The sequence below is a fragment of the Caldisericum sp. genome, assembly GCA_022759145.1.
Taxonomy (GTDB): domain Bacteria; phylum Caldisericota; class Caldisericia; order Caldisericales; family Caldisericaceae; genus Caldisericum.
In genome coordinates this window covers 1-19,600 of the sequence record JAEMPV010000031.1, presented here as the reverse complement: position 1 = coordinate 19,600, position 19,600 = coordinate 1, and the positions used below count along the sequence as shown (strand labels likewise).

The window sequence follows — 19,600 nt, the reverse complement described above, 5'->3', positions numbered from 1 at the left end:
AGAGCCAATCATAACAAGATTGTGACCACCTGCAACAGCAATTTCTATTGCTCTCTTTGCCTGGTACTGCCCCTTTGTATCCGAAAAATCTTCCTCTTCTGAGATTTCCATCTCCAATAATTTTGAAAGGTCGGTTTTCACAGGTTCAATAATTCTATCGCCGTTTAAAAACTCAACGACCTCCTTTAAGTGTTTCACAAAGTAAATATCAACATCTTCAACTATGCTTATCTCAGACATAAGATCATACAGAGCAATAACATTTGCCCTTTTTGGGAGACTCGAAACCATTGGAAGAGCCCCTACAACCCTTTTTGCACTTCCGTCAAGAGAAAGTTCGCCAAGAAAGTAAAATTCCTTGATTTTATCTTTGTCCTTAATTATGCCGATAACAGCAAGGATGTTAACAGCAATAAGAAGGTCAAAATAAGTGTCTTCTTTCTTAGCATCTGCAGGAGTAAGGTTTACTGTAATTTCTTATAGGAAACTCGAAGCCAGAATTTTTAATTGCAGCCCTAACACGTTCCTTTGACTCTTCAACACTTTCTGCAGGGAGACCTACAATCGTAAAATTTGGAAGCCCACTTCCAATATTAACTTCAACGAGAACTTCAACTCCTTCAATCCCCGTTAGGGTCGTCGTTTTTGCAGTAGAAAGCATCGCTTATGGCCTCACAACATAGGTCTCATCGTCAAAGTAAAGGGAACGGTCCCAGTTAACATCATCCACGATCTTGGGCTTTGCTTCGTCAATTAATTCAAGCCTTATAAAAGTAGACCTGTACCAGGAAATTTCTGGCGCTTTTACCTTAAGAGGCGCTTTCTCCACAATGTAGTAACCTTCGTGCAAAATTCTTTCGCCAACAAGGAGATACTCGTTAAAATCTCTGAGCATATCTGTTATAACAAAGTTCATATCAAGAAGGTCTTTTTCGATTTCGTACCACTTCTTAAGCGAAGACTCAAAATGGCTCAAACCAAAGTAGCCCGAAGACCCCTTACCTTTAAGGGCTAAGGCGCATCTTGAAAGAAAAAGGCGCATGCCCTTCACTGTTTCGACAGGGTCGGTTAAAAATGTATCAAACTTTCCTATAAAATTACTGTCCAATTTTTTTGCCGCATTGTAGACATAAGCAGAAAGTGAAAGATTATACTTCTTTGAAACCTCGTTAATGTATTCGACAATCCGCTTATCTACATCTACCACAACGACTCTTTTTGGCATCTTAGAAAGCGCAAAGACGACACTTGTTAAGTCATCATCTCCAAGGAAAAATATCTCCTTACCTTCAAGGTCTCCTCTTTCGTAAACAAATTCAAGCCGCCTTACAGAGTTTTCCTCGCTTACAACACCCTGGTCAAATTCTGTTGTTTCACCGGGTCTATTCTTAAAAATCTCCCTGAAGGTTTCGAGTATGTCTTTAAAGTGCCCTGGATCATAAATTTTTCCTTTACAAGTTCCACACTTTGTTTCTAAATAAGGCATTGAATTATTCTTTTTGAGTTCTTCTATACCCTTTTCTGTGATCTCAATTTTTTCTTCGCTATATTTAATTAACCCGTCGTTTTTCAGTTTTTCAAGTGTATCGTAAACACTCTTTATATCGTTATCCTGCATTATCACAAGTTCCCAGATATCAAGAGGCTTTCTCCACAACGCTCTCAAAATCTGAAGGCTCATTCTATCCATAACAACCTCCTAAAAGAATTTTTACAAATACACCACATTTTAGCACATTTGACTATTTTAGAAAAAATCATTTAGTTGTATAATTTTGTTGTGATAAAAGGAGTGGGTATCGACATTGTAAGTGTAGAAAGAATTGGAAAAGTTCTCGAAAATTACGGAGAGAAGTTTATCGATCGGATTTTAACTGAAAGCGAAAAAAGCGAACTAAAGAAAAAAGGGAATGTGGTTGAATTTCTTGCAGGGCGTTTTGCTGCAAAAGAAGCGATCACAAAGACGCTCGAAAAAAGTATTCCCTTTAACAAAATAGAAATTACCTACAATGATTTTTCAAAGCCAATCGCAAAGGATTTTCCTGATATATACTTATCGATTTCGCACGAGAAGGCATTTGCAGTAGCGGTGGCAGTGAGGGTTGAGATATGAAAGTTGTAACAAGAGAAGAAATTAAAAAATTAGACGAACTTGCAGTAAATTTTGGCATCGGAGAAGAAATTTTAATGGAGAATGCAGCACACGCCGTTTTTTCACTTTTGAAGCATAAGTTCGGTCTCGACAAAAAGTACATAATCTTTGCAGGTTCTGGAAATAACGGAGGAGATGCCTTTGCAGTTTCAAGACTGCTTTCCTCTAACTTTGCAAAAGTAGTTGTTTTCGTTATTGGAGATAAAAGCAAACTCAAAGGTGTTGCCCTCAAGAATTTTGAACTCCTTAAAAATTATCCTGTAGAAATTCTTGAATTCGAATCTATAAATAGGGTACTTCTTTCAGCAATAAAGGAATCAGATGTAATAATCGACGGTATTTTTGGGACAGGACTCAATAGACCAATCGAAGGAAAGATAAAAGAACTCATTGTTGAAATCAACAATTCTAAAAAGCCAGTCGTTTCTATAGACATACCTTCTGGTGTCGATGCAAATACAGGAAGTATTCTCGGGGTTGCTGTAAAAGCAGACTACACGGTCACAATGGGACTTCCAAAAAGAGGGTTCTTTGCCTATCCAGGGTGTGATTATGTAGGAAGTCTCGTCGTTTCGCACATTTCTTATCCAAATGAACTAACGCTATCAAAGGATATACATGTTCAGATTAAATTCGTCGAGCCCTTCGATGAGCGTCCAACTAATGCCCACAAAGGGTCACTTGGAAAGGCATTGTTCATTGCAGGTTCAAGGAGATACACAGGTGCACCTTACTTCAACGCCCTGTCATTTTTAAAAAGTGGGGGCGGTATGTCTTTCCTTACAACAACCCTGGAAGTCTCAAAAATAGTTTCACAAAGGGCTCCTGAGATAGTTCAGGTTCCTCTTAAAGAAAACGAAAACGGTGCCATTTCTAAGAAAAATATCGAAGCAATTGTCGACTTTTCTAACAATGTGGATATTGTTTCAATTGGCTCAGGACTTTCAATCGACGAAGACACAGAAGAACTCGTTTTGGAAGTTGTAGAAAGAGTTCAAAAGCCCCTCATAATCGATGGCGATGCAATTACGATATTGTCAAGGCACAAGGATATCCTTATTAATAGGCAATACGACACGATATTAACTCCACATATAGGAGAGTTTGCAAGACTTACAGGGCTCACTATAGATGAAATTAAGAATGACAAATTCAGTGCACTTTTAAAGGCAATGGAAGATATTAAACATGTGATTGTTTTAAAGGGCGAATACTCGCTTATTGGATATAATGGAGATATATACATAAATACATCGGGGAATCCTGTTCTTGCAACCGCAGGAAGTGGGGATGTCCTCGTTGGCACGATAGGGGCGTCCGTCATTAGAAAAGGCAATCTTCTTTATGGCACAATTTTAGGAACATATATTCACGGTCTTTCAGGAGATTTGCTATCGAAGGAATGGAGAGAGGGTATAACTTCTTTGGATATTTTGCAAAATATTCCAAACGCAATAAGATATTACTGGGAGCACTATAAAGAATTAGAGGGGGCGTACTATGAAGGAGCACGAGATCCACGATAGGCTTTACGAAATAAAAGAAAGATTGAACCTGAGGCCTTATTCACCAATACTGAATTCTCTATTTTTAACATACAATTTTATGTTAAAGAACTATGATGTAGTTGAAACTCACGCAGAGGCGCTTTCTATGGACAGCCCAACGCCGTGTGTCCTATACGACCTCTTCAGGGGCATTTCCTACCTCATCAGAGAAAAAATATTTGATGCAAATGTTGCATTTAAGTATGTTTTAACTACCGACCCTGAAAACCAGTACGCTTACCTCTTTAAAGGCATCGTCAACTTGAAGGAAGGAAAAAACGCACAAGAACCCTTTTCAAAAGCAATAGCCCTTGCACCAAAATACGAAAAAGATGAGATAATCCGCATTACAAACGAAAAAGAAGATGAAAAACTCAAAATAATCCTCTCTGAAGAGAACATCTCAAGGAAAGAGTTTATAAGCATCCTTGAGGAACTCGAAAGGACAACAAAAAATGACCCTATCCTCAAGGTAGCACTTGCTGAAGCATATACCCACTCAGGAGAGTACGAAAAAGTAATACCACTTCTTGAGAATGTCCTTGTAAACTATCCTAACTATCCAAGAGCAAACTACATTATGGCAAGGATAATAGACGAGTTCCTTGGAAATCATGAAAAGGCAAACGATTACTTTAAGAAAGTTATTGAAGTTAACCCTCTTTCCAGATTCAGAGTCACAATCCTCGAGGACGAAAGGATTTTTAAGATTGAAGACCTGAACGAACTTATAAGCCTTTACAAAAACGAAAAACCATTGATAAGATTTTTTGAAAGCGTTTTTAACGAATTAAAGAAAGAAGAAAAACCGGAGGAATCCACTGTTCAAGTACCAAAAGTTGAGGAAAGCGTAAAAGAGGGAAAGGCAACAGAGAAGCCTCCCGAAACACCTAAAATTGAGGAAAAGTTTGAAGAGGAAAAGGCAAAAGAGCATATTGTTGAAGTGCCTAAAATTGAAGAGAGCGTAAAAGAAGAAAGTGCGATAGCCCAGGGCACACAAAAATCGCAAGATGAACTCTCAACAGGGATTAACCTTATAAAGGAAAAACGTTACGAAGAAGCGTTAAAATTCTTCTTAAATAAACTTAAAGAGTCTCAAAATAAATAGGAAGAGAAATATTAAAGACATACTCACGTCGACTATACTTCCTGTCCTGAAACCGAAGATGTGGAATTTCTTTTTACTTACAGGATAAAAAAGAGGAATCCCCTCGACTGTAGTAAAGTCTAAAACAAGGTGCGACAAAGCACCAACCAAAAAAGGAAGTATTGCAAGGTTTTTGAATATCAGGTAATATATTAGAAAAATAACAGCATAAATAAAGGGAGAGTGGAGAATTCCCCTGTGTGTGAGGTTTCCGGGCTTGTTTTTGAAGCTTTTTGACAGGGCACCAAAAGTATCGATATCCGGGAATAGGCTTCCAAATGAAACCATCGCAAGGTCAGGAAGGCTTGCATTACCTTCCAAAAATAACGCAAATGTTAGATGCGTAAAACCAGTCATAGCAAGTTATTATAACCCATTCACGCTTCATTAAAAAGGAGTTATAATTTATTTGGAGGTGGAGAATATGAAAATTAAGTACTACGGGCATTCGAGTTTTTTAATCGAAACAAACGGAATTAAGATTTTAACTGACCCTTACGACCCGTCTCTTGGATATCCAGTAAAGTTCCCAGAGGTAGACATAATAACTGTATCTCATGAGCACTTCGACCACAACGCTGTAAAATACGTTCCGAAGTATAAGAAAGTGTTAAGAGGCGTTGTATCTCAAGAGATCGAAGGTGTAAAATTCGAAAGTATTGAGGCGTATCACGACACGAAAAAGGGTATAGAAAGAGGCGTAATTCACCTTTTCAAGATTACTTCTGAAGGTATCTCATTACTCCACTTTGGAGACCTTGGAGACAAAAGGTTTAACGATACTCAAAAGGCATTCATAAAAGGCACGAATATCTTCTTTATACCTATTGGCTCGGTCTTCACAATCGGTCCAAACGAGGCTAAAGAAATCATTAACGAATTCAAACCCAACATCGCAATCCCGATGCACTACAAACTAAAGGGCTTGACGCTAAATCTCCTCACCATCGATGAATTCACAAAAGGAATCAATTACAAAATGTTGAAGGAGTTAGAGGTAACAAAAGAAACACTTCCCCAGGGAGAAATTATTGTTCTTGAGCCCCAGTTTTAGAAGTAGTTCTTCTGTTATATAGGTCGAAAAGAAAAGCAAAAATAACGAAACCAATTGAAAACCACTGGTTCGGCGTAAGTCCAAGGAACCTATTCGGGATATAGCGAATGAACTCGATTGCAAAAAGCATCGGAGGAAAGATGTATCCAAAATAAGTAAATAACTTCCCCTCGTAAAGATTTTTGTCTCTTCTAAGGATGTAGATTAGTGCAAAGAAAGTAATCCATCCGCTCAGAGCATTGAGAAGTTGTGCAGGATAAAGAGCAGTATTCAGGAGGTCGCACTGCGATTTAGGGTTAGTGAAAACAAGCGAAAACGGAAATATCTTGGGCCACCATGATGGCACAGGGAGCCCATAGCAACAGCCATTAAAGAAACAAGCAAATTTCCCAATGCCATAGCCAATAGAAACACCAAGTGCACCTGCATCCAGAATTTTTCTAATGGATATTTTGTAAAACCTCGATGCGATAAAAATTGCAATAAGCCCTCCCAAAACCATTCCTTCAAAGGAGAGCCCTCCTTCCCAGAAGGCAAAAATCGTAAGGGGACGCTTGAGATATGTCGATAAATATGGCGATGCGAACACCCAGAAAACTCTTGCGCCTAATATTCCGCCAATGAGTGCCCAGATTACAACATTAAGAAAAGTATCTTCGTCAACTCCCCTTTCTCTCACATACCTGAGCGCAGTGAGGATGCCTACAATTGCAGCAATAGCAACGATTACGCCGTAAGTCCTTAACTCGTAGTTACCAATCTTTATCAAAACTGGATACATTTTTTACCTCCCTCAGTATATTTCGTCTTTTGCATTTTTCTTTTTAATATCCTTCATCTCTTTTACAAATTCCTCATCATACGGACGCACATTTATCGGAAGTGGAAGGGGCACAGCGTATCCAAAAACGAGCGCCTGCTTTTGCTCAAGCGTTGAAAGAATTTTTACAAGCCTCTTTGAGTGAGAACTCCCCTGGAAAACAGCGCTTATGTCGTTTTCGTCCTTAAGTTCCATAACAAGTCTCGTCCCTATTTGAGAAAGCACTTCAGGATCTATTTCACTTGGCCTCTGGTCGATAATAAAGAGGGTGACATTAAATTTCCTCATCTCCCTTGCAATTCGCCCAAATATGTTAGTTGCCTCATACTGCTTTGACAAAAACTTGTGCGCCTCTTCTATTGCTATCGTAACACGGTTTTTAATACTTCCTTCGCTTTGTTCTGAGAATTTTTCGAAGATTCTCCTTGTTATGACATTCGAAACAAAGTAATAGGTGAGCCTGTCGTCCCTGTAATTGCCTGAAAACTGGACAACAACGCTTACTCCATTCTCAAGGTTTTCTATTATCTCGTTTATTGAGTTACTCTTCCCAATGTTTTTGAGAAAGTCAAGGGTTTTTAACTTCTTAAGATGCCTTACAAGTGCATCAAGAGACTCGAGGTTTACACCAAGCCTTTCTGCTTCGCCTTTTTTATCCGAAATGTTATCGTAAATATCGAGAAGGTATTCAAGCCAGTTACCTTGCTTCTGAGCAACAATTTCAAGCGTCTCGAGGGACTTTGGAGAGAATTTTAACTGGTCTTCAACAAGTGCAATATCCTCAGGTTCAACATCTTTGTATGAAATCTCTATGTATTTGTTTGCATCCTTGTTTGCAGTTGACACATCAAAAATTTTAACCCTATCAGGGAAAAGGCTTGCAAGAGAATCAATGCTTCTTCCATCTTCAGTCCTAATGCTTCTGCCGTGTTCGTTATGCATATCGAAAACAAGGAGCGTAGAGATGCCCTGCTTTATGAGCCCTGCAAAAATTATCCTTGCAAGGAAAGATTTTCCAGATCCCGTTATGCCAAAAAGCCCTGTGTTTCTCATCGAAAGTTTTTCCAGGTCTATGTAGAGCCGCTCACTACTTGTAAGGGGAGTCCCTATGAAAAATGCGTTTTTTTGGGGAATTATCCTCAAGAAGTCCTGGGAGCGCACATTCCTTACCTTTGCAAAGTGCGTAGGAAGGGTTTTAACGGTTGTCCCGAAGGCATTAGCACTTTTTGGAAGCGCAAGATAAGGAAATATTGAAATTTCATTATATATGTATGAGGATGCGGCAATTTTTTCTATACCACCGTCAACTTCCTCGTCAACGGGCGGATCGAAGAACACCTCATCTGTCGTTGCCTTGAGGCGTATGTCGTCAATGACACACAGGTAGTCCATATTTTTCCCTTCGACAACGACAAAATCTCCAATTCTGATGTTCTCTGGATTTACAAATGTATTTACCTTGAAGGTGAGCCCCTCTCCAAAGGAGCCAGAGACAATATATCCTATGTATTCGTTTTCCATTTTAACCTTTTACTCCTCTTACAATTTCCATAAGTGATGCATAATCCCTTCTGAAAGAAGAGGAAAGCACAGGCAAAAACTCCTTCAGTTTTTCCGTTCGTTCGTTTTCGTCAAACTGCAAAAAGTAATTTCTAAGAAGGTTTATTATCGCCTTGTTTCTCTTTGGGAATTTACCTATGTCTATAAGGGAGAGCTCTCGCACCACGAAACTATTTTCAAGAATATTCTTCACCTCTTCACTTTCAACCTCATAAAGGAGTGCATTTATAACAGGTGATTTCGATACAGGAAAAAGGTGGTCTTTATCGAGTTCTGCAAGAGGATAAATCCTTACAAGGTACCTCAGGTAGTCGCTTACATGAGGATACATTTCCTCTATTTTATCCTCGGGAATACCGTAGGCATCGTGGCTTCCTCCTGGGATCATATTCATATAGAGGTCATCAAGGACTACAAAAACAATGCTATTAACTTTTGTTGTTTTTAAAAGTGTCCCTATTGGTAGCGTTGCTCTTTCTTTAGGTTCTGCAAGGATATCGAGTCCCTCAATTGAAACGATTTCTGCTATATGCATTTTTTCCATTTCAAATATATTATATTGAATACTTGAAAAAAATAATCAAATTTGTATTATTAAAACAAAGGAGGTTGAAAAGATGATATTGGACGGAAAAGAGATTGCTTTAAGGCTGCAAAACGAAATAAGGACAAATGTTGAAGAGTTGAAGAAAAGGCTCGTAAGCCCGGCGCTTGCTGTAATTCAGGTTGGGGAGGAGAAGGCTTCTGAAAGTTACGCAAAAAACATAAGAAAAGAGGGAGAAGCACTTGGCATTTATGTAGAGCACCATAAACTTTCAGTCGAGATTTCTGAAGAAGATCTCCTGTACAACATAAGAAACCTTAATGCAAGAAAAGATATCCATGGGATTTTAGTTGAACTTCCACTTCCCGCTCACATAAACAAAGCAAAGGTTGTAGAAGCAATCGCTCCTGAAAAGGATGTAGATGGCTTCCACCCGATTAATTTTGGAAAACTGTTCGAAGGAACAACTCCTTTTCCTCCTGCAACAGCCCAGGCAATAATAACTGCGATTAAATCGGTTGTTACAATCGAGGGAAAATTTGCAGTAATCGTGGGAAGAAGTAACATTGTTGGAAAGCCAACAGCAGCACTTCTTTTACAGGAAAATGCAACTATTACCATAGCACACTCAAGGACAAGAAACCTTCAAGACCTAACGAAGATGGCAGATATCCTCGTTGTATCTGTTGGAAAGCCAAAGCTTATTGGAAGGGATTTCGTTAAACCCGGTGCAGTAGTAATCGATGCAGGCATAAACAAAATTGATGGAAAACTTGTAGGTGATGTTGATTTTGATAGCGTAAAAGATGTAGCAAGTTACATAACGCCCGTTCCAGGAGGTATTGGTGTTTTAACAACACTAATGCTATTTAGAAACACGGTTAAAGCAGCAACGCTACAGAATAGAATTGTTTAGAGGTGAGAAATGCACGAAGGAGAAAGAAAGTTAGAGTGGGCTTTCACCCACATGAAAATTCTTCAAAAGATAAAAGAGGATTTTGAAAAGAGATTGCCTTTTAAGGGCGTAAACATTGCACTATCAATTCATCTTGAAGCGAAAACCGCAAACCTTGCAAAAGTGCTTAAGATGGGTGGTGCAAACATCTATGTGTCTGGCTCAAATCCGCTTACGACACAGGACGATGTTGCAGAGGCATTGAGGAACTTCGGTATTCCAGTTTTTGCAAGAAGAGGTGAAACTGAGGAAGAGCATCTCGAAAACATCAAAAAGACCCTTGAAGTGAAACCTCACATAGTTATTGACGACGGTGGAGACCTCGTCCATCTTCTCCACTATGAAAGAAAAGACCTTTTGAAGGGTGTTCTGGGGGCTTGTGAGGAGACTACAACTGGTGTTATACGAGACAAGGCACTCGAAAACGCAAAACTCCTGAAGTTCCCCGTAATTGCAGTAAATAATGGGAAATGTAAGCACCTTTTCGATAACAGATACGGCACGGGGCAATCGACCTGGGATGCGATAATGAGGACAACAAACATTAATATTGCAGGAAAGACTGCTGTAGTTGCTGGATACGGCTGGGTTGGAAAAGGCGTTGCAATGCGCGCTCGTGGACTTGGCGCACGGGTCGTGGTAACCGAGGTAGACCCAGTCAAAGCAATCGAAGCATATATGGATGGTTTTGAAGTTATGGAAATGAAAAACGCAGCGAAAATTGGCGACATTTTTGTAACCTGCACCGGAAATACGAATGTTATCGACTCGAGACACTTTGAACTTCTAAAAGATGGAGCAATCCTCACTAACGCAGGCCACTTTAATGTTGAAGTTGCAATGGATGAACTTGAGAAAGAAAAGGTTTCAAAGCGTGAGGTAAGGAAAAATATAGACGAATACACCCTCAAAAACGGAAGGCGCATTTATGTCCTTGGTGAAGGGCGCCTTGTGAACCTCGCTTGTGCAGATGGTCACCCGATCGAGATAATGGATCTGTCATTTGCACTCCAGGCACTTTCGGCGGAATATCTTCTTACACACAAACTCGAAAACAGGGTTTACGATGTCCCCGAAGAAATTGACACAAAGGTTGCGAAGTTATTTTTGGAAGCAAACGGAATAAAGATAGACAAACTTACAAAAAAGCAGATAGATTATCTTACAAAACCACATTAAGGAGAGAAAGTGAAAAAAGAAGAACTGGAGCGCATTGAATCCCTCGAAAAAAGGCTCTTCGAAATAGAGGAGAGGTTATCCGACATCGAAAACGCCATTGAAAACATCCTCGACCTCTTCCAGAACATGCTTTCAGGCGAGCCAAACGTTACAAAAAATTAGGAGGTAAAATATGTCTTTAATAGTTACGGTTTATGTGCCATCGGGCATAGTGATGGCATCTGATAGCAGACAAACTGTCTCCCTTCAGAGGCAGGATATCCCAAATTCAACTCCCATCCCCATAGTGAGTTCTGATTATGTCTACAAGACTTTCCTTCTCTCGAAAAATGGCGTTGGTATATCCACTTTTGGAGAAACATTTTTAGGCGGTATCCCAATGGACTTCTACATCCAAAAGTTCGAAGAGGAGATAGTCCAGCCCCACGACACAGTCGAGGAAATAACTAACAAACTTCTCAATTTCTTCAGGCCTTCATTTCCAAACGCAGACACTTCTTTCCATATCGCAGGCTATGTAAAGGAAGGGAAAAGTAGCGTTCCTTATGTTTACCATATAAACATAAAGAGAAACGAAAAGGTGAGGGTTAATTATTCACCTGAAATGAAGAAAGTTCTATACGGTGCAAGTTGGGGAGGAGAAGGAGATATCCTTAACGAGATCTTGAACCCTGTATTTGTAAAAGACCCTCAGGGAAATTGTGTTCAAATTCCAAAGTCGCCAATCCTGTGGGATGCAATGCCCATACAAGATGCAATTGATTTTGCGGTTTACGCAATACAAACAACCATCGACACAATGCGCTTCCAGGCAAGACCAAAAACAGTAGGAGGACCAATTGATGTTCTCCTCATAACTGCTGAGGGTGGAAAGTTCATAAGGCGAAAAGAAATTAAATAATAATGTTTGTTACTATATCAGTTGTTATCGTTTCGCTTGTCCTCATATATGGGATATTTATCGAGCGCTTACAGGTCGAGACTACGCACATCTCGTTTGGAAGTAACCTTGGAATAAAGTTTGCTCACATTACAGACCTCCATTTTTCAAGAGAAAGTATCCGTGAGAAAAAAGTCCTCGAAATCCTAAAAGAGGGAGCTCCTGATGTAATTTTCATTACGGGAGATATAGTAAACTACAGAAGAAACTTTGTCGCATCGAATTACTTAAAAAAGATCGTAGATCTCGGAAAGCCCGTTTACTTCGTTCTCGGAAATTGGGACTATAAGGTAAGGGATGTCGAGAATTTAAAAAACGCCCTCAAATCACTTTCAATAATCGTCCTTGAAAACGAAAGCATTATATTCGAAAAATGGGATACGAAGATAAACATTATTGGGGTTTCAGACCCTTACACAAAAAGAGCAGACCTCAAAAAGGCGATGTCGAATATCGATAAAACCCTCTACACAATCCTTTTAGCACACTCGCCTGACATATTTTATGAAGCAGTTGCACAAAACATTGATCTTGTTCTTGCAGGGCACCTTCACGGAGGACAGGTAAGGCTTCCTTTCTTGAAGTTTGCGATATACTCACCTTCGAAGTATGGTTCAAGGTTCCTGTACGGAATTTTTAGAAATAATTCAACAACAATGTATGTGAATAGAGGCATTGGCGAAAGCCACTTCCCCATAAGGATTTTTTCAAAACCTGAGGTCCTTATCGGAGAAATATAAATTTGGATATAATTACCTTGGAAAGAAAGGAGGCAGTATGAAAGATTTAAAGAAAGTCGTAATCCCTGTAGGTGGCTTTGGAACGAGGCTTCTTCCCATTACAAAGTCTCAGCCAAAAGAGATGCTCCCAATTGTAGATAAGCCAGCAGTGCAGTATGTAGTGGAGGAAGCAATAAACTCTGGCATTAAAGACATCCTCCTTGTAACGGGAAGAGGAAAAAGGGCAATCGAAGATTACTTTGACTACGCAATTGAACTCGAAAACGAACTTGAGCAAAAAGGAAAGCACGACCTTTTAAAGATAGTAAGGGAAACAAGCGAACTTGCATCGATTTTCTACGTGAGGCAGAAGTTAGCAAGGGGGCTTGGCGATGCAGTATACCAGGCAAAAGGCTTCATTAACGACGAGTACTTTGGGGTACTCCTTGCAGATGATATCATAGACGCAGAAGTCCCTGTTTTGAAGCAAATGATTGACATACACAAAAAATACGGCGGAAATGTCATCGCTGTCATGAAGGTACCAATGCAGGATGTTAAGTCCTATGGCATAATCGAAGGAAAGAAAATTGGAGAACATGTGTATGATGTAAAAGACCTTGTAGAGAAGCCCGACCCGATGGAAGCCCCTTCAAACCTTGCAATAGTCGGAAGATATATCCTCAACAACACGATTTTCGATGCACTCGAAAAAACAGAGCCAGGTAAAAACGGAGAAATACAATTAACTGATGCGATAAGAAAACTCCTTTTAAACGAAAGAGTCTTTGCTTACGAATTTGAGGGCACTCGTTATGATGTTGGCGAAAAACTTGGGCTTATAAAGGCAAACATTGCATTTTCCTTGAAGAGAGAAGACTTAAGTGCCGAACTCAAAAAGTACCTTAAAGACCTATGCAAAGGAGACTAATTCCCCATACATAACTTCAGGTGAAACCGAGAGGACTTTAACCATTGCAATTGAGTTTATTGGGGCGTTTCCTTTAAACTCCACCTTAAGGTAATGTGGGGTAAAGCCAGTGAGGTTTCCGTTTATCTCTTCCTCCACAAGCACAGGGACTACACGCCCAATGAAGCGCTCCTTAAACTCCTTTGCTATTGCGTTTGCAAACTCTCGAACACGCTCGCTTCTCACTGTTTTTGTGATTTCAGGGACGCTTTCTTTAAAGTAATAGGCAGGGGTAAAAGGCCTCTTTGAGTATCTGAAGACATGCACCTTCGAAAAGTTTGCTTCCCTTATTATCGAAAGGGAATTCAAAAATGCATCCTCAGTTTCAAAAGGGAATCCTACAATTATATCTGTTGAGATCGAAAAATCTGGGTCAATATCCCTTAACTTCATAACAATCTTTAAGAAATCCTCTCTCGTGTAGCCTCTATTCATCCTTTTGAGTATTTCATTATCCCCCGACTGAAGCGATATGTGGAGGTGGGGTTGGAGTGCGTAAGGCTCCTTGAACTCATCGATAAGCGCATCGCTTACATGCTTTGGATGGATGGATGAGATCCTGAGCCTCTTTAACCCATCGACCTTCTTCAAGTCTCTTATAAGATCAACAATTGTTATCCCAAGGTCCTCGCCATACTTTCCAATTTCCGTTCCGGTGAGCACTATCTCCTTAAAGCCGTTATCAACAAGCCTTTTAACTTCATCCAGGACTAATTCTTTTTTCTTACTCTTTATCTCGTGCCCCCTTACAAAAGGCACAATACAATAGGTGCAGAAGTTGTTGCACCCTTCCTCTATCTTTACGAAGGCACGGGACCTTTCAAGAAAACTCTGAATTCGCTCTTCCTCTTTTCCCTTTATCTCCTCGCCATTTTTTATGAACTCCCCGATCTTACTCCTTGCACCTCTATAAAAATAGACTTTTCCAATACGCGCCTCGTTATGCAGGTTAACATAACAACCAGTAAGGATTACCTTAGCATCAGGATTTTTCCTTAAAGCCTCGTTTAATGCCTTACGGGTCTCACGCTCTGCTTTTTCCGTAACAACGCACGAGTTAACAATGTAAATATCTGCAAAATCCTTGAAATCAACTTCGGAAAACCCTTCTTTAATAAGGGATTCCCTCATTAGTTCTGATTCGTACTGGTTTGTCTTGCAGCCAAGAGTGAATATAGAAAATTTCATCCTAAAATCTTTTCTGAGAGTTGCTCGAGCTTATTTGCAATCTCCTCAAGGACAAAAATCCCTTTTATGTAGTCCATCCTGATGGGACCTAAAAGCCCCAATGTCCCTTCGAGTTCTTTAATTGAATACTTCACCGTTATGAGGCTATAGTCCCATAACTCAGGGAGTTTGTTCTCCTCACCAATCACAAGTTGCAGTTTTTCTTCCTTGGGGACATCGTTAAGTATCTTTTCGAGCGCCTCTTTCTCCTCAAGGATATTGAGAAGAAACTTCAGTCTCTCCTCTGCAATCTGAATTTGAGTCGTAAGAAGGTTTGAAATGCCCCTTATGAATATCTCTTTTGTTTTTCTTTTATCGTACTCATTTTTAAGAGCCTCGTAAAACTTCGAAACGATTTCGCTACCTTTAAGGTCAATTTCGTCAATGTAGAACTTATTTTCAAGGAGTTCTTTAAGTGCACTCTTAAGCGTTTTCCCCTGTAATTTCGAATTGAGGAAGTTTTCAAGGTATCTTAAGCCCTCTTCTTCTATTGTATAATTCCCAAGAAGTATTGCTTCAGTTGTTTGCGTTGTCGTAACGATAACTGTGAAAAGCAAATTCGTTGCAAGGAAGAAATGGATATACCTCAACCTCTCATCCTCATAACAAGGGGAGACTACCAATGATATCTCGTTTGTGTACTTCGAAATGAGGTCTGATATCTGAGAAAGTATCTCTGAAAGGTTTTTAATCTTCTCAGGCTCAGGCAACTTTATCTCTGAAAGCCTTATTTTCCTCTTCTCTTTAAGCGTTTCCTCTACGAAATACCTAAAGCCCTTACTTGTAGGGATCCTTCCAGAGGATGCGTGCACCTGTGTTAGGAATCCCATCTCGTCAAGTTCTGCCATATAATTCCTTACAGTTGCAGAAGAAACAGGAAAATTAACACTCTTTGCAACCCGCTCAGAAGAGACGGGCTCTCCCGTTTCAATATATTCTTTTACAACCTCTTTTAATACTTCAGACCTTCTCTTGTCAAGTTCCATAGCATATATATTATAACATAAATTTTGATGTTTATTGATTTTGTGTATAATTTGAAAGAACGGGTATTTTTTGGAAAATTTGAGTTTTGAGAGGTGAAAAATGTTAAGAAAACTCATTGAAGAACCGCATTCAAGTGAAAGAGTTTCAAACTTCAACATAGTTTTAAGAGACCTTAAGGCATTCGTTTCAGTCCCCTTCCATATTTCCTGGTACAGGAGTGCAGAGTCAAAAAAGGTGTTCCCCTTACTTCTTCAGGAACTGCAGGACCTCAATCCCGATAGAATAAGGCTAAAGAAGTTTTTGCCAGGGTATAATCCCTTCTTCAAACATCTTGACTTCTTGCAGTACTATCTTTACGAGGAAAATGGCATACCTCTGGGTCGTATCGCATCCCTTATCGATAGAAACTACAAAGAAAAGAAATACGAGGGACGCATTGGTATAATCGGGCTGTTTGAAGCAGAGACTAAAGAAATAGGTTATAAACTTCTTGATACAGCAATTAAAGACCTCAAAAACGAAGGGTGCACAAAAATTATCGGACCTATGAGGTTTAATGCATCGGGTGAAGCAGGACTTTTAATAGACGGTTTCAACCACACGCCAATGCCAATGGAACCATATAACCCTCCATATTACAAGGATATTTTCGACCAGTATGGCGAAAAAGAAAACGACTGGTTCTCTTTCCTTGTAGATCAGGAGAAGGCATCGAAATATATGGAAAGGGTTACAAGCGTTCTTAATAATAGGTACGACATAGAAGAAAAACTGAGGCAAGAAGGCATCATAATAAGGGATGCAAATATGAAAGACTATAAAAACGAAATTGAAAAAATCCGCACTATTTACAACGCAGCCTGGGACACGATAGAGCACCCGCAGTTTGAAAAGTTCGAAGACGACGAGTTTGACTATATCGCAGCATCTCTCAAACAGGTTGCGCTTCCTGAACTCATATATATCGTTGAGGAAAATGGAAACCCTATAGGCGTTTCGGTTACGATACCAAATATTAACGAGGTTGTAAAGGAAGTTGACGACAAGCTATTCAAGAAATTTATGCCCCATAGGGAATCAATCTCAATTGCGGATACCTATAGAGACCTCATAATTTTCAGGGAAATTACAAGGCGTCTCAAAAGTAAGAAATTTAAGAGCGCAAGGATATTCATATTGGGACTCCTGAAGAAGAGGACAGGGCTTGATGCGCTCCTCTACAAGAGGACATTCGATGTTGGGACAAGCCTCGGCATGGAATACGCATCGGCTTCACAAATTGCAGACACCAACCTCAATATGACAAACCCTCTTATGAAGATGGGAGAAGTTGGCTTTACCTGGCGCGTCTATAACATCAAGTACTAACTCTTTTTAAAGGGCAAACTTAAAAGAAACATTACCGAGATAACGAAGACGATTGCAGGGCCGGTGGGAAGGTTAAAGGCGTAAGATGCAAATATTCCTACAATACTTCCCACAATGCCAAAGGCAATTGAGTAAATAAAAGTCTCTCTCATATTCCTCGATAGGTTTAGTGCTGTTGCAGGCGGGATAACGACAAGCGCAGAAACAAGGATAATTCCAACAATTTTTGTTGATATCAAGACCACAAGCGAGAGTATCGCCATAAAAATATAATCGAGAAGTGAAACATTGTGCCCTCTTATCTTTGCAAAATCCCTGTCAACCGCAATGAGGATGAACCTCTTCAAAAGCAAAAACATAAGGAGAAGTACAGGAATTGAAATCCCTACAATGAGGTAGATATCAAATCGCGAAGTTGAAAGGATATCTCCAAAAAGGTAGCTCATTAAGTCAGGCTTGTATCCTTTTATGAAGGATATGAGAATAAGACCAACACTCATCGTAAATGGAAGAAGGATACCAATGATGGTGTCTTCAAACAGACGCGACCTCTCTACAAAATACGATACAGCAAGCCCCGTCAAAAGCCCCACGCCTATTGCACCTAAAAAAGGATTTGTATTTGTTAAATAAGCAATTGCAACACCTGCAAGGGACGCATGCGAAACAGCATGTGCAAAGAAAGACATTTTTCTTATGACTACAAAAACGCCTACAAGAGCGCATAAGAAACTCGTTAAAATTCCAGCAACAAGACTTCTAATGATTATTGGGCTCATCTTCCTTGTAGAACTCGCACGGCCCTCCTTCCTTACAAATTTTGTGCTTATAGGTAGAAACATCCTTTCCAAAGATAATTTCGAAGTTTTCCTCAAAGAACACACTTTCAGGCGGACCAAAACAAATGAGTTTTCTATTTATACAAATGGCTACATCTGCAATCTTAGTTATATTGTAAACATCATGTGACACAAGAACAATTGTTACATTATATGTTTCCTTGAGGTAATTCAAAAACTCATAAAAGGCTCGCTCACCAATCTTATCAACGCCCGAGAAAGGCTCATCAAAAAGCATGAGTTTTGGTTTCGAAAGTAGTGCCCGGACGATCAAAACCCTCTGGAGTTCGCCACCCGAAAGTTCAGAAATCTTTTTAGAAAGTAGCCTCTTCACATCTCCAACTGATGCAAACTCGTTAATTCTATCTTTAAGGTTGCCTTTATCTTCAGAAGAAATTTCAAAAAACTCATACACAGTTAAGGGCAAGTTTTTCACACCCTCAAACCGCTGCGGCACATAGGAAATCCTGAGCCTTTCGTCTTTTGTAAGAAGTTCCGTATCCTTACCGAAAATCTTTACGCTCCCTTCGTATGGCACAAGCCCAAGTATAGCCTTTAGAAGTGTCGTTTTTCCAGCACCATTCGGGCCCAGGATCACCGCAAACTGCCCTTCCTGAACCTCAAAAGAAACATCGTGCAGGGGCTTAAAGCCATTAAAACTTACCGTTAAATTTTTTACTTCGAGAATCGTTTTTTCCATTATTTTAGCGCATCGTAAATCGTATCTACATTATACTCCATAAGTTCAATATATGTCTTTATTTTTTCTCCATCACCCAGAGGCATTAAGTCGATGACCTTAACCCCTGTATCCTCAATAATCGATTTGTATATGTCAGAAGAGAGTTCTGGTTCTTTAAACACGACTTTCACATTGTACTTCTTAATGAGGTTCTCAATTTCTATAATCTGCTTTGGTGTTGGCATCTTGTTTGGATCCGGTTCAATTGATGCAAGAATATTAAGCCCAAAGTACTCTGCAAAATACGGGAAGGCATCATGGAAGGTAATAACATTTCGATTTTGCAAGGTATTCAACTTCTCCTTGAGTTCACTTGCTTTCGTAAGAATTTGGCTCTTGTATGTTTCGAAATTCTTCTCATAAGTGTCCTTATGCGCTGGGTCAATTTCAATAAGCGTGTTCTTTATCACTTCGCTTTGTTTAATGAAATACTCAGGATTAAGCCATAGGTGAGGGTTCCCCTCGTGCTTTTCAACAACATCTTTAAGAGGCTCTGATACATTAACCACCCTTGCATTAAGCGAAGACATAACAGGCTTCAAAAACTCCTCAAGCCCGAAATTGTTCTCGAAAATGACAGAAACACCTTCAAGATTCTTAATATCCTGTGGCGTAAGTGAGTATGTGTGTGGCGAACTTCCCGGCGGCACAATAACAACAACATCAACAAGTCCACCCGAAATTGCCTGAACTGCATCGTAAAAAGGGTAAATGGTAACCGCAACCTTTAACTTCGAGGTTTCTTTCTTTCCACAACCAGTAAAAAGCCCAACTGTTAAAACCAAAACGATAGCAACTATGAATAATTTTCTCATCTCGTCACCTCCTACATATTATAGCACGAGAGGAG

General features: G+C 39.7%; 23 protein-coding genes. 11 read left to right on the top strand and 12 right to left on the bottom strand.

Annotated elements, in window-relative coordinates:
* From JHC30_02075 to JHC30_02065, 3 genes are all read right to left on the bottom strand, one after another.
* Window positions 1-474, bottom strand: a 474-nt coding sequence (locus tag JHC30_02075) for an ATP-binding protein (protein MCI4462942.1), incomplete at its 3' end; no start/stop codon positions are given.
* On the bottom strand, window positions 443-661 hold the full coding sequence (locus tag JHC30_02070; protein ID MCI4462941.1) for a hypothetical protein: 219 nt from the start codon (window positions 659-661) through the stop codon (window positions 443-445). The genes JHC30_02075 and JHC30_02070, both read right to left, overlap by 32 nt.
* Window positions 662-664: 3 nt before the next feature.
* Complete coding sequence (locus JHC30_02065; GenBank protein MCI4462940.1) at window positions 665-1,690, bottom strand: bis-aminopropyl spermidine synthase family protein; 1,026 nt, start codon at window positions 1,688-1,690, stop codon at window positions 665-667.
* Between the two features lie 90 nt (window positions 1,691-1,780).
* On the opposite strand from JHC30_02065, the gene acpS reads away from it, so the two are divergent.
* The 3 genes from acpS to JHC30_02050 are packed head-to-tail and all read left to right on the top strand — an operon-like array spanning window position 1,781 to window position 4,807.
* Window positions 1,781-2,113: a holo-ACP synthase gene (acpS, locus tag JHC30_02060; GenBank protein ID MCI4462939.1), complete on the top strand. Its 333-nt coding sequence runs from the start codon at window positions 1,781-1,783 to the stop codon at window positions 2,111-2,113.
* Complete coding sequence (locus tag JHC30_02055) at window positions 2,110-3,678, top strand: NAD(P)H-hydrate dehydratase (GenBank protein ID MCI4462938.1); 1,569 nt, start codon at window positions 2,110-2,112, stop codon at window positions 3,676-3,678. The genes acpS and JHC30_02055 overlap by 4 nt, the downstream gene beginning before the upstream one ends.
* Window positions 3,653-4,807: a hypothetical protein gene (locus JHC30_02050; protein MCI4462937.1), complete on the top strand. Its 1,155-nt coding sequence runs from the start codon at window positions 3,653-3,655 to the stop codon at window positions 4,805-4,807. The genes JHC30_02055 and JHC30_02050 overlap by 26 nt, the downstream gene beginning before the upstream one ends.
* Here the strand turns inward: JHC30_02050 and JHC30_02045 are convergent.
* A complete protein-coding gene (locus JHC30_02045) occupies window positions 4,775-5,203 on the bottom strand; it encodes a metal-dependent hydrolase (GenBank protein MCI4462936.1) in 429 nt (142 codons plus the stop codon). The genes JHC30_02050 and JHC30_02045 overlap by 33 nt on opposite strands.
* A gap of 67 nt (window positions 5,204-5,270) precedes the next feature.
* Here JHC30_02045 and JHC30_02040 point away from each other — a divergent pair, with 67 nt between their 5' ends.
* Window positions 5,271-5,900: an MBL fold metallo-hydrolase gene (locus JHC30_02040; protein ID MCI4462935.1), complete on the top strand. Its 630-nt coding sequence runs from the start codon at window positions 5,271-5,273 to the stop codon at window positions 5,898-5,900.
* On the opposite strand, the gene JHC30_02035 is transcribed toward JHC30_02040, so the two are convergent.
* Genes JHC30_02035 through JHC30_02025 form a run of 3 tightly spaced genes read right to left on the bottom strand, consistent with a single transcriptional unit; the run spans window position 5,875 to window position 8,815 of the window.
* Entirely contained in the window at window positions 5,875-6,681 is an 807-nt protein-coding gene (locus JHC30_02035; protein ID MCI4462934.1) for a prolipoprotein diacylglyceryl transferase, read from the bottom strand. The two genes, JHC30_02040 and JHC30_02035, sit on opposite strands and share 26 nt — an antisense overlap.
* Window positions 6,682-6,693: 12 nt before the next feature.
* A complete protein-coding gene (locus tag JHC30_02030) occupies window positions 6,694-8,241 on the bottom strand; it encodes an ATP-binding protein (GenBank protein ID MCI4462933.1) in 1,548 nt (515 codons plus the stop codon).
* A gap of 1 nt (window position 8,242) precedes the next feature.
* Entirely contained in the window at window positions 8,243-8,815 is a 573-nt protein-coding gene (locus tag JHC30_02025) for a hypothetical protein (protein MCI4462932.1), read from the bottom strand.
* A gap of 82 nt (window positions 8,816-8,897) precedes the next feature.
* Here JHC30_02025 and JHC30_02020 point away from each other — a divergent pair, with 82 nt between their 5' ends.
* The 6 genes from JHC30_02020 to galU are packed head-to-tail and all read left to right on the top strand — an operon-like array spanning window position 8,898 to window position 13,548.
* Window positions 8,898-9,740, top strand: a complete 843-nt coding sequence (locus JHC30_02020; GenBank protein MCI4462931.1) for a bifunctional methylenetetrahydrofolate dehydrogenase/methenyltetrahydrofolate cyclohydrolase — start codon at window positions 8,898-8,900, stop codon at window positions 9,738-9,740.
* 9 nt (window positions 9,741-9,749) lie between these two features.
* Window positions 9,750-10,958: an adenosylhomocysteinase gene (locus JHC30_02015; protein ID MCI4462930.1), complete on the top strand. Its 1,209-nt coding sequence runs from the start codon at window positions 9,750-9,752 to the stop codon at window positions 10,956-10,958.
* A 9-nt stretch (window positions 10,959-10,967) separates the two neighbouring features.
* On the top strand, window positions 10,968-11,120 hold the full coding sequence (locus JHC30_02010) for a hypothetical protein (protein MCI4462929.1): 153 nt from the start codon (window positions 10,968-10,970) through the stop codon (window positions 11,118-11,120).
* A 10-nt stretch (window positions 11,121-11,130) separates the two neighbouring features.
* Window positions 11,131-11,859 (top strand): hypothetical protein, encoded by a 729-nt coding sequence (locus tag JHC30_02005; GenBank protein ID MCI4462928.1) that lies wholly within the window; start codon window positions 11,131-11,133, stop codon window positions 11,857-11,859.
* Between the two features lie 2 nt (window positions 11,860-11,861).
* The gene (locus tag JHC30_02000) at window positions 11,862-12,638 is read left to right on the top strand and encodes a metallophosphoesterase (GenBank protein ID MCI4462927.1); all 777 of its coding nucleotides are present in this window, start codon (window positions 11,862-11,864) and stop codon (window positions 12,636-12,638) included.
* A 37-nt stretch (window positions 12,639-12,675) separates the two neighbouring features.
* Window positions 12,676-13,548 (top strand): UTP--glucose-1-phosphate uridylyltransferase GalU, encoded by an 873-nt coding sequence (galU, locus tag JHC30_01995; GenBank protein ID MCI4462926.1) that lies wholly within the window; start codon window positions 12,676-12,678, stop codon window positions 13,546-13,548.
* On the opposite strand, the gene mtaB is transcribed toward galU, so the two are convergent.
* Together mtaB and hrcA are read right to left on the bottom strand one after the other, a co-directional pair.
* Window positions 13,531-14,775, bottom strand: a complete 1,245-nt coding sequence (gene mtaB, locus JHC30_01990; GenBank protein ID MCI4462925.1) for a tRNA (N(6)-L-threonylcarbamoyladenosine(37)-C(2))-methylthiotransferase MtaB — start codon at window positions 14,773-14,775, stop codon at window positions 13,531-13,533. The genes galU and mtaB overlap by 18 nt on opposite strands.
* The gene (gene hrcA / locus JHC30_01985; protein MCI4462924.1) at window positions 14,772-15,800 is read right to left on the bottom strand and encodes a heat-inducible transcription repressor HrcA; all 1,029 of its coding nucleotides are present in this window, start codon (window positions 15,798-15,800) and stop codon (window positions 14,772-14,774) included. Before hrcA ends, mtaB begins: the two co-directional genes overlap by 4 nt.
* Window positions 15,801-15,900: 100 nt before the next feature.
* Here hrcA and JHC30_01980 point away from each other — a divergent pair, with 100 nt between their 5' ends.
* Window positions 15,901-17,169: a hypothetical protein gene (locus tag JHC30_01980; protein MCI4462923.1), complete on the top strand. Its 1,269-nt coding sequence runs from the start codon at window positions 15,901-15,903 to the stop codon at window positions 17,167-17,169.
* On the opposite strand, the gene JHC30_01975 is transcribed toward JHC30_01980, so the two are convergent.
* From JHC30_01975 to JHC30_01965, 3 genes are read right to left on the bottom strand one after another with little or no spacing between them, the layout of a single operon-like run.
* Window positions 17,166-17,948 carry a metal ABC transporter permease gene (locus tag JHC30_01975; GenBank protein MCI4462922.1) on the bottom strand — a complete coding sequence of 261 codons (783 nt, stop codon included), beginning with the start codon at window positions 17,946-17,948 and terminating at the stop codon, window positions 17,166-17,168. The genes JHC30_01980 and JHC30_01975 overlap by 4 nt on opposite strands.
* The gene (locus JHC30_01970; GenBank protein MCI4462921.1) at window positions 17,929-18,708 is read right to left on the bottom strand and encodes a metal ABC transporter ATP-binding protein; all 780 of its coding nucleotides are present in this window, start codon (window positions 18,706-18,708) and stop codon (window positions 17,929-17,931) included. The genes JHC30_01975 and JHC30_01970 overlap by 20 nt, the downstream gene beginning before the upstream one ends.
* A complete protein-coding gene (locus tag JHC30_01965; GenBank protein ID MCI4462920.1) occupies window positions 18,708-19,565 on the bottom strand; it encodes a zinc ABC transporter substrate-binding protein in 858 nt (285 codons plus the stop codon). Before JHC30_01965 ends, JHC30_01970 begins: the two co-directional genes overlap by 1 nt.
* Between the last annotated feature and the right edge of the window lie 35 nt (window positions 19,566-19,600).

Coding starts and splice junctions, on each gene's coding strand:
- JHC30_01965 (MCI4462920.1), bottom strand. CDS start 19,565: ATGAGAAAATTATTCATAGTTGCTATCGTTTTGGTTTTAACAGTTGGG.
- JHC30_02005 (MCI4462928.1), top strand. CDS start 11,131: ATGTCTTTAATAGTTACGGTTTATGTGCCATCGGGCATAGTGATGGCA.
- JHC30_01970 (MCI4462921.1), bottom strand. CDS start 18,708: ATGGAAAAAACGATTCTCGAAGTAAAAAATTTAACGGTAAGTTTTAAT.
- JHC30_02050 (MCI4462937.1), top strand. CDS start 3,653: ATGAAGGAGCACGAGATCCACGATAGGCTTTACGAAATAAAAGAAAGA.
- JHC30_01980 (MCI4462923.1), top strand. CDS start 15,901: ATGTTAAGAAAACTCATTGAAGAACCGCATTCAAGTGAAAGAGTTTCA.
- JHC30_02015 (MCI4462930.1), top strand. CDS start 9,750: ATGCACGAAGGAGAAAGAAAGTTAGAGTGGGCTTTCACCCACATGAAA.
- JHC30_02040 (MCI4462935.1), top strand. CDS start 5,271: ATGAAAATTAAGTACTACGGGCATTCGAGTTTTTTAATCGAAACAAAC.
- JHC30_02065 (MCI4462940.1), bottom strand. CDS start 1,690: ATGGATAGAATGAGCCTTCAGATTTTGAGAGCGTTGTGGAGAAAGCCT.
- JHC30_02025 (MCI4462932.1), bottom strand. CDS start 8,815: ATGCATATAGCAGAAATCGTTTCAATTGAGGGACTCGATATCCTTGCA.
- JHC30_02000 (MCI4462927.1), top strand. CDS start 11,862: ATGTTTGTTACTATATCAGTTGTTATCGTTTCGCTTGTCCTCATATAT.
- JHC30_02030 (MCI4462933.1), bottom strand. CDS start 8,241: ATGGAAAACGAATACATAGGATATATTGTCTCTGGCTCCTTTGGAGAG.
- JHC30_02070 (MCI4462941.1), bottom strand. CDS start 661: ATGCTTTCTACTGCAAAAACGACGACCCTAACGGGGATTGAAGGAGTT.
- mtaB (MCI4462925.1), bottom strand. CDS start 14,775: ATGAAATTTTCTATATTCACTCTTGGCTGCAAGACAAACCAGTACGAA.
- JHC30_01975 (MCI4462922.1), bottom strand. CDS start 17,948: ATGAGCCCAATAATCATTAGAAGTCTTGTTGCTGGAATTTTAACGAGT.
- galU (MCI4462926.1), top strand. CDS start 12,676: ATGAAAGATTTAAAGAAAGTCGTAATCCCTGTAGGTGGCTTTGGAACG.
- hrcA (MCI4462924.1), bottom strand. CDS start 15,800: ATGGAACTTGACAAGAGAAGGTCTGAAGTATTAAAAGAGGTTGTAAAA.
- JHC30_02045 (MCI4462936.1), bottom strand. CDS start 5,203: ATGACTGGTTTTACGCATCTAACATTTGCGTTATTTTTGGAAGGTAAT.
- JHC30_02020 (MCI4462931.1), top strand. CDS start 8,898: ATGATATTGGACGGAAAAGAGATTGCTTTAAGGCTGCAAAACGAAATA.
- JHC30_02035 (MCI4462934.1), bottom strand. CDS start 6,681: ATGTATCCAGTTTTGATAAAGATTGGTAACTACGAGTTAAGGACTTAC.
- JHC30_02055 (MCI4462938.1), top strand. CDS start 2,110: ATGAAAGTTGTAACAAGAGAAGAAATTAAAAAATTAGACGAACTTGCA.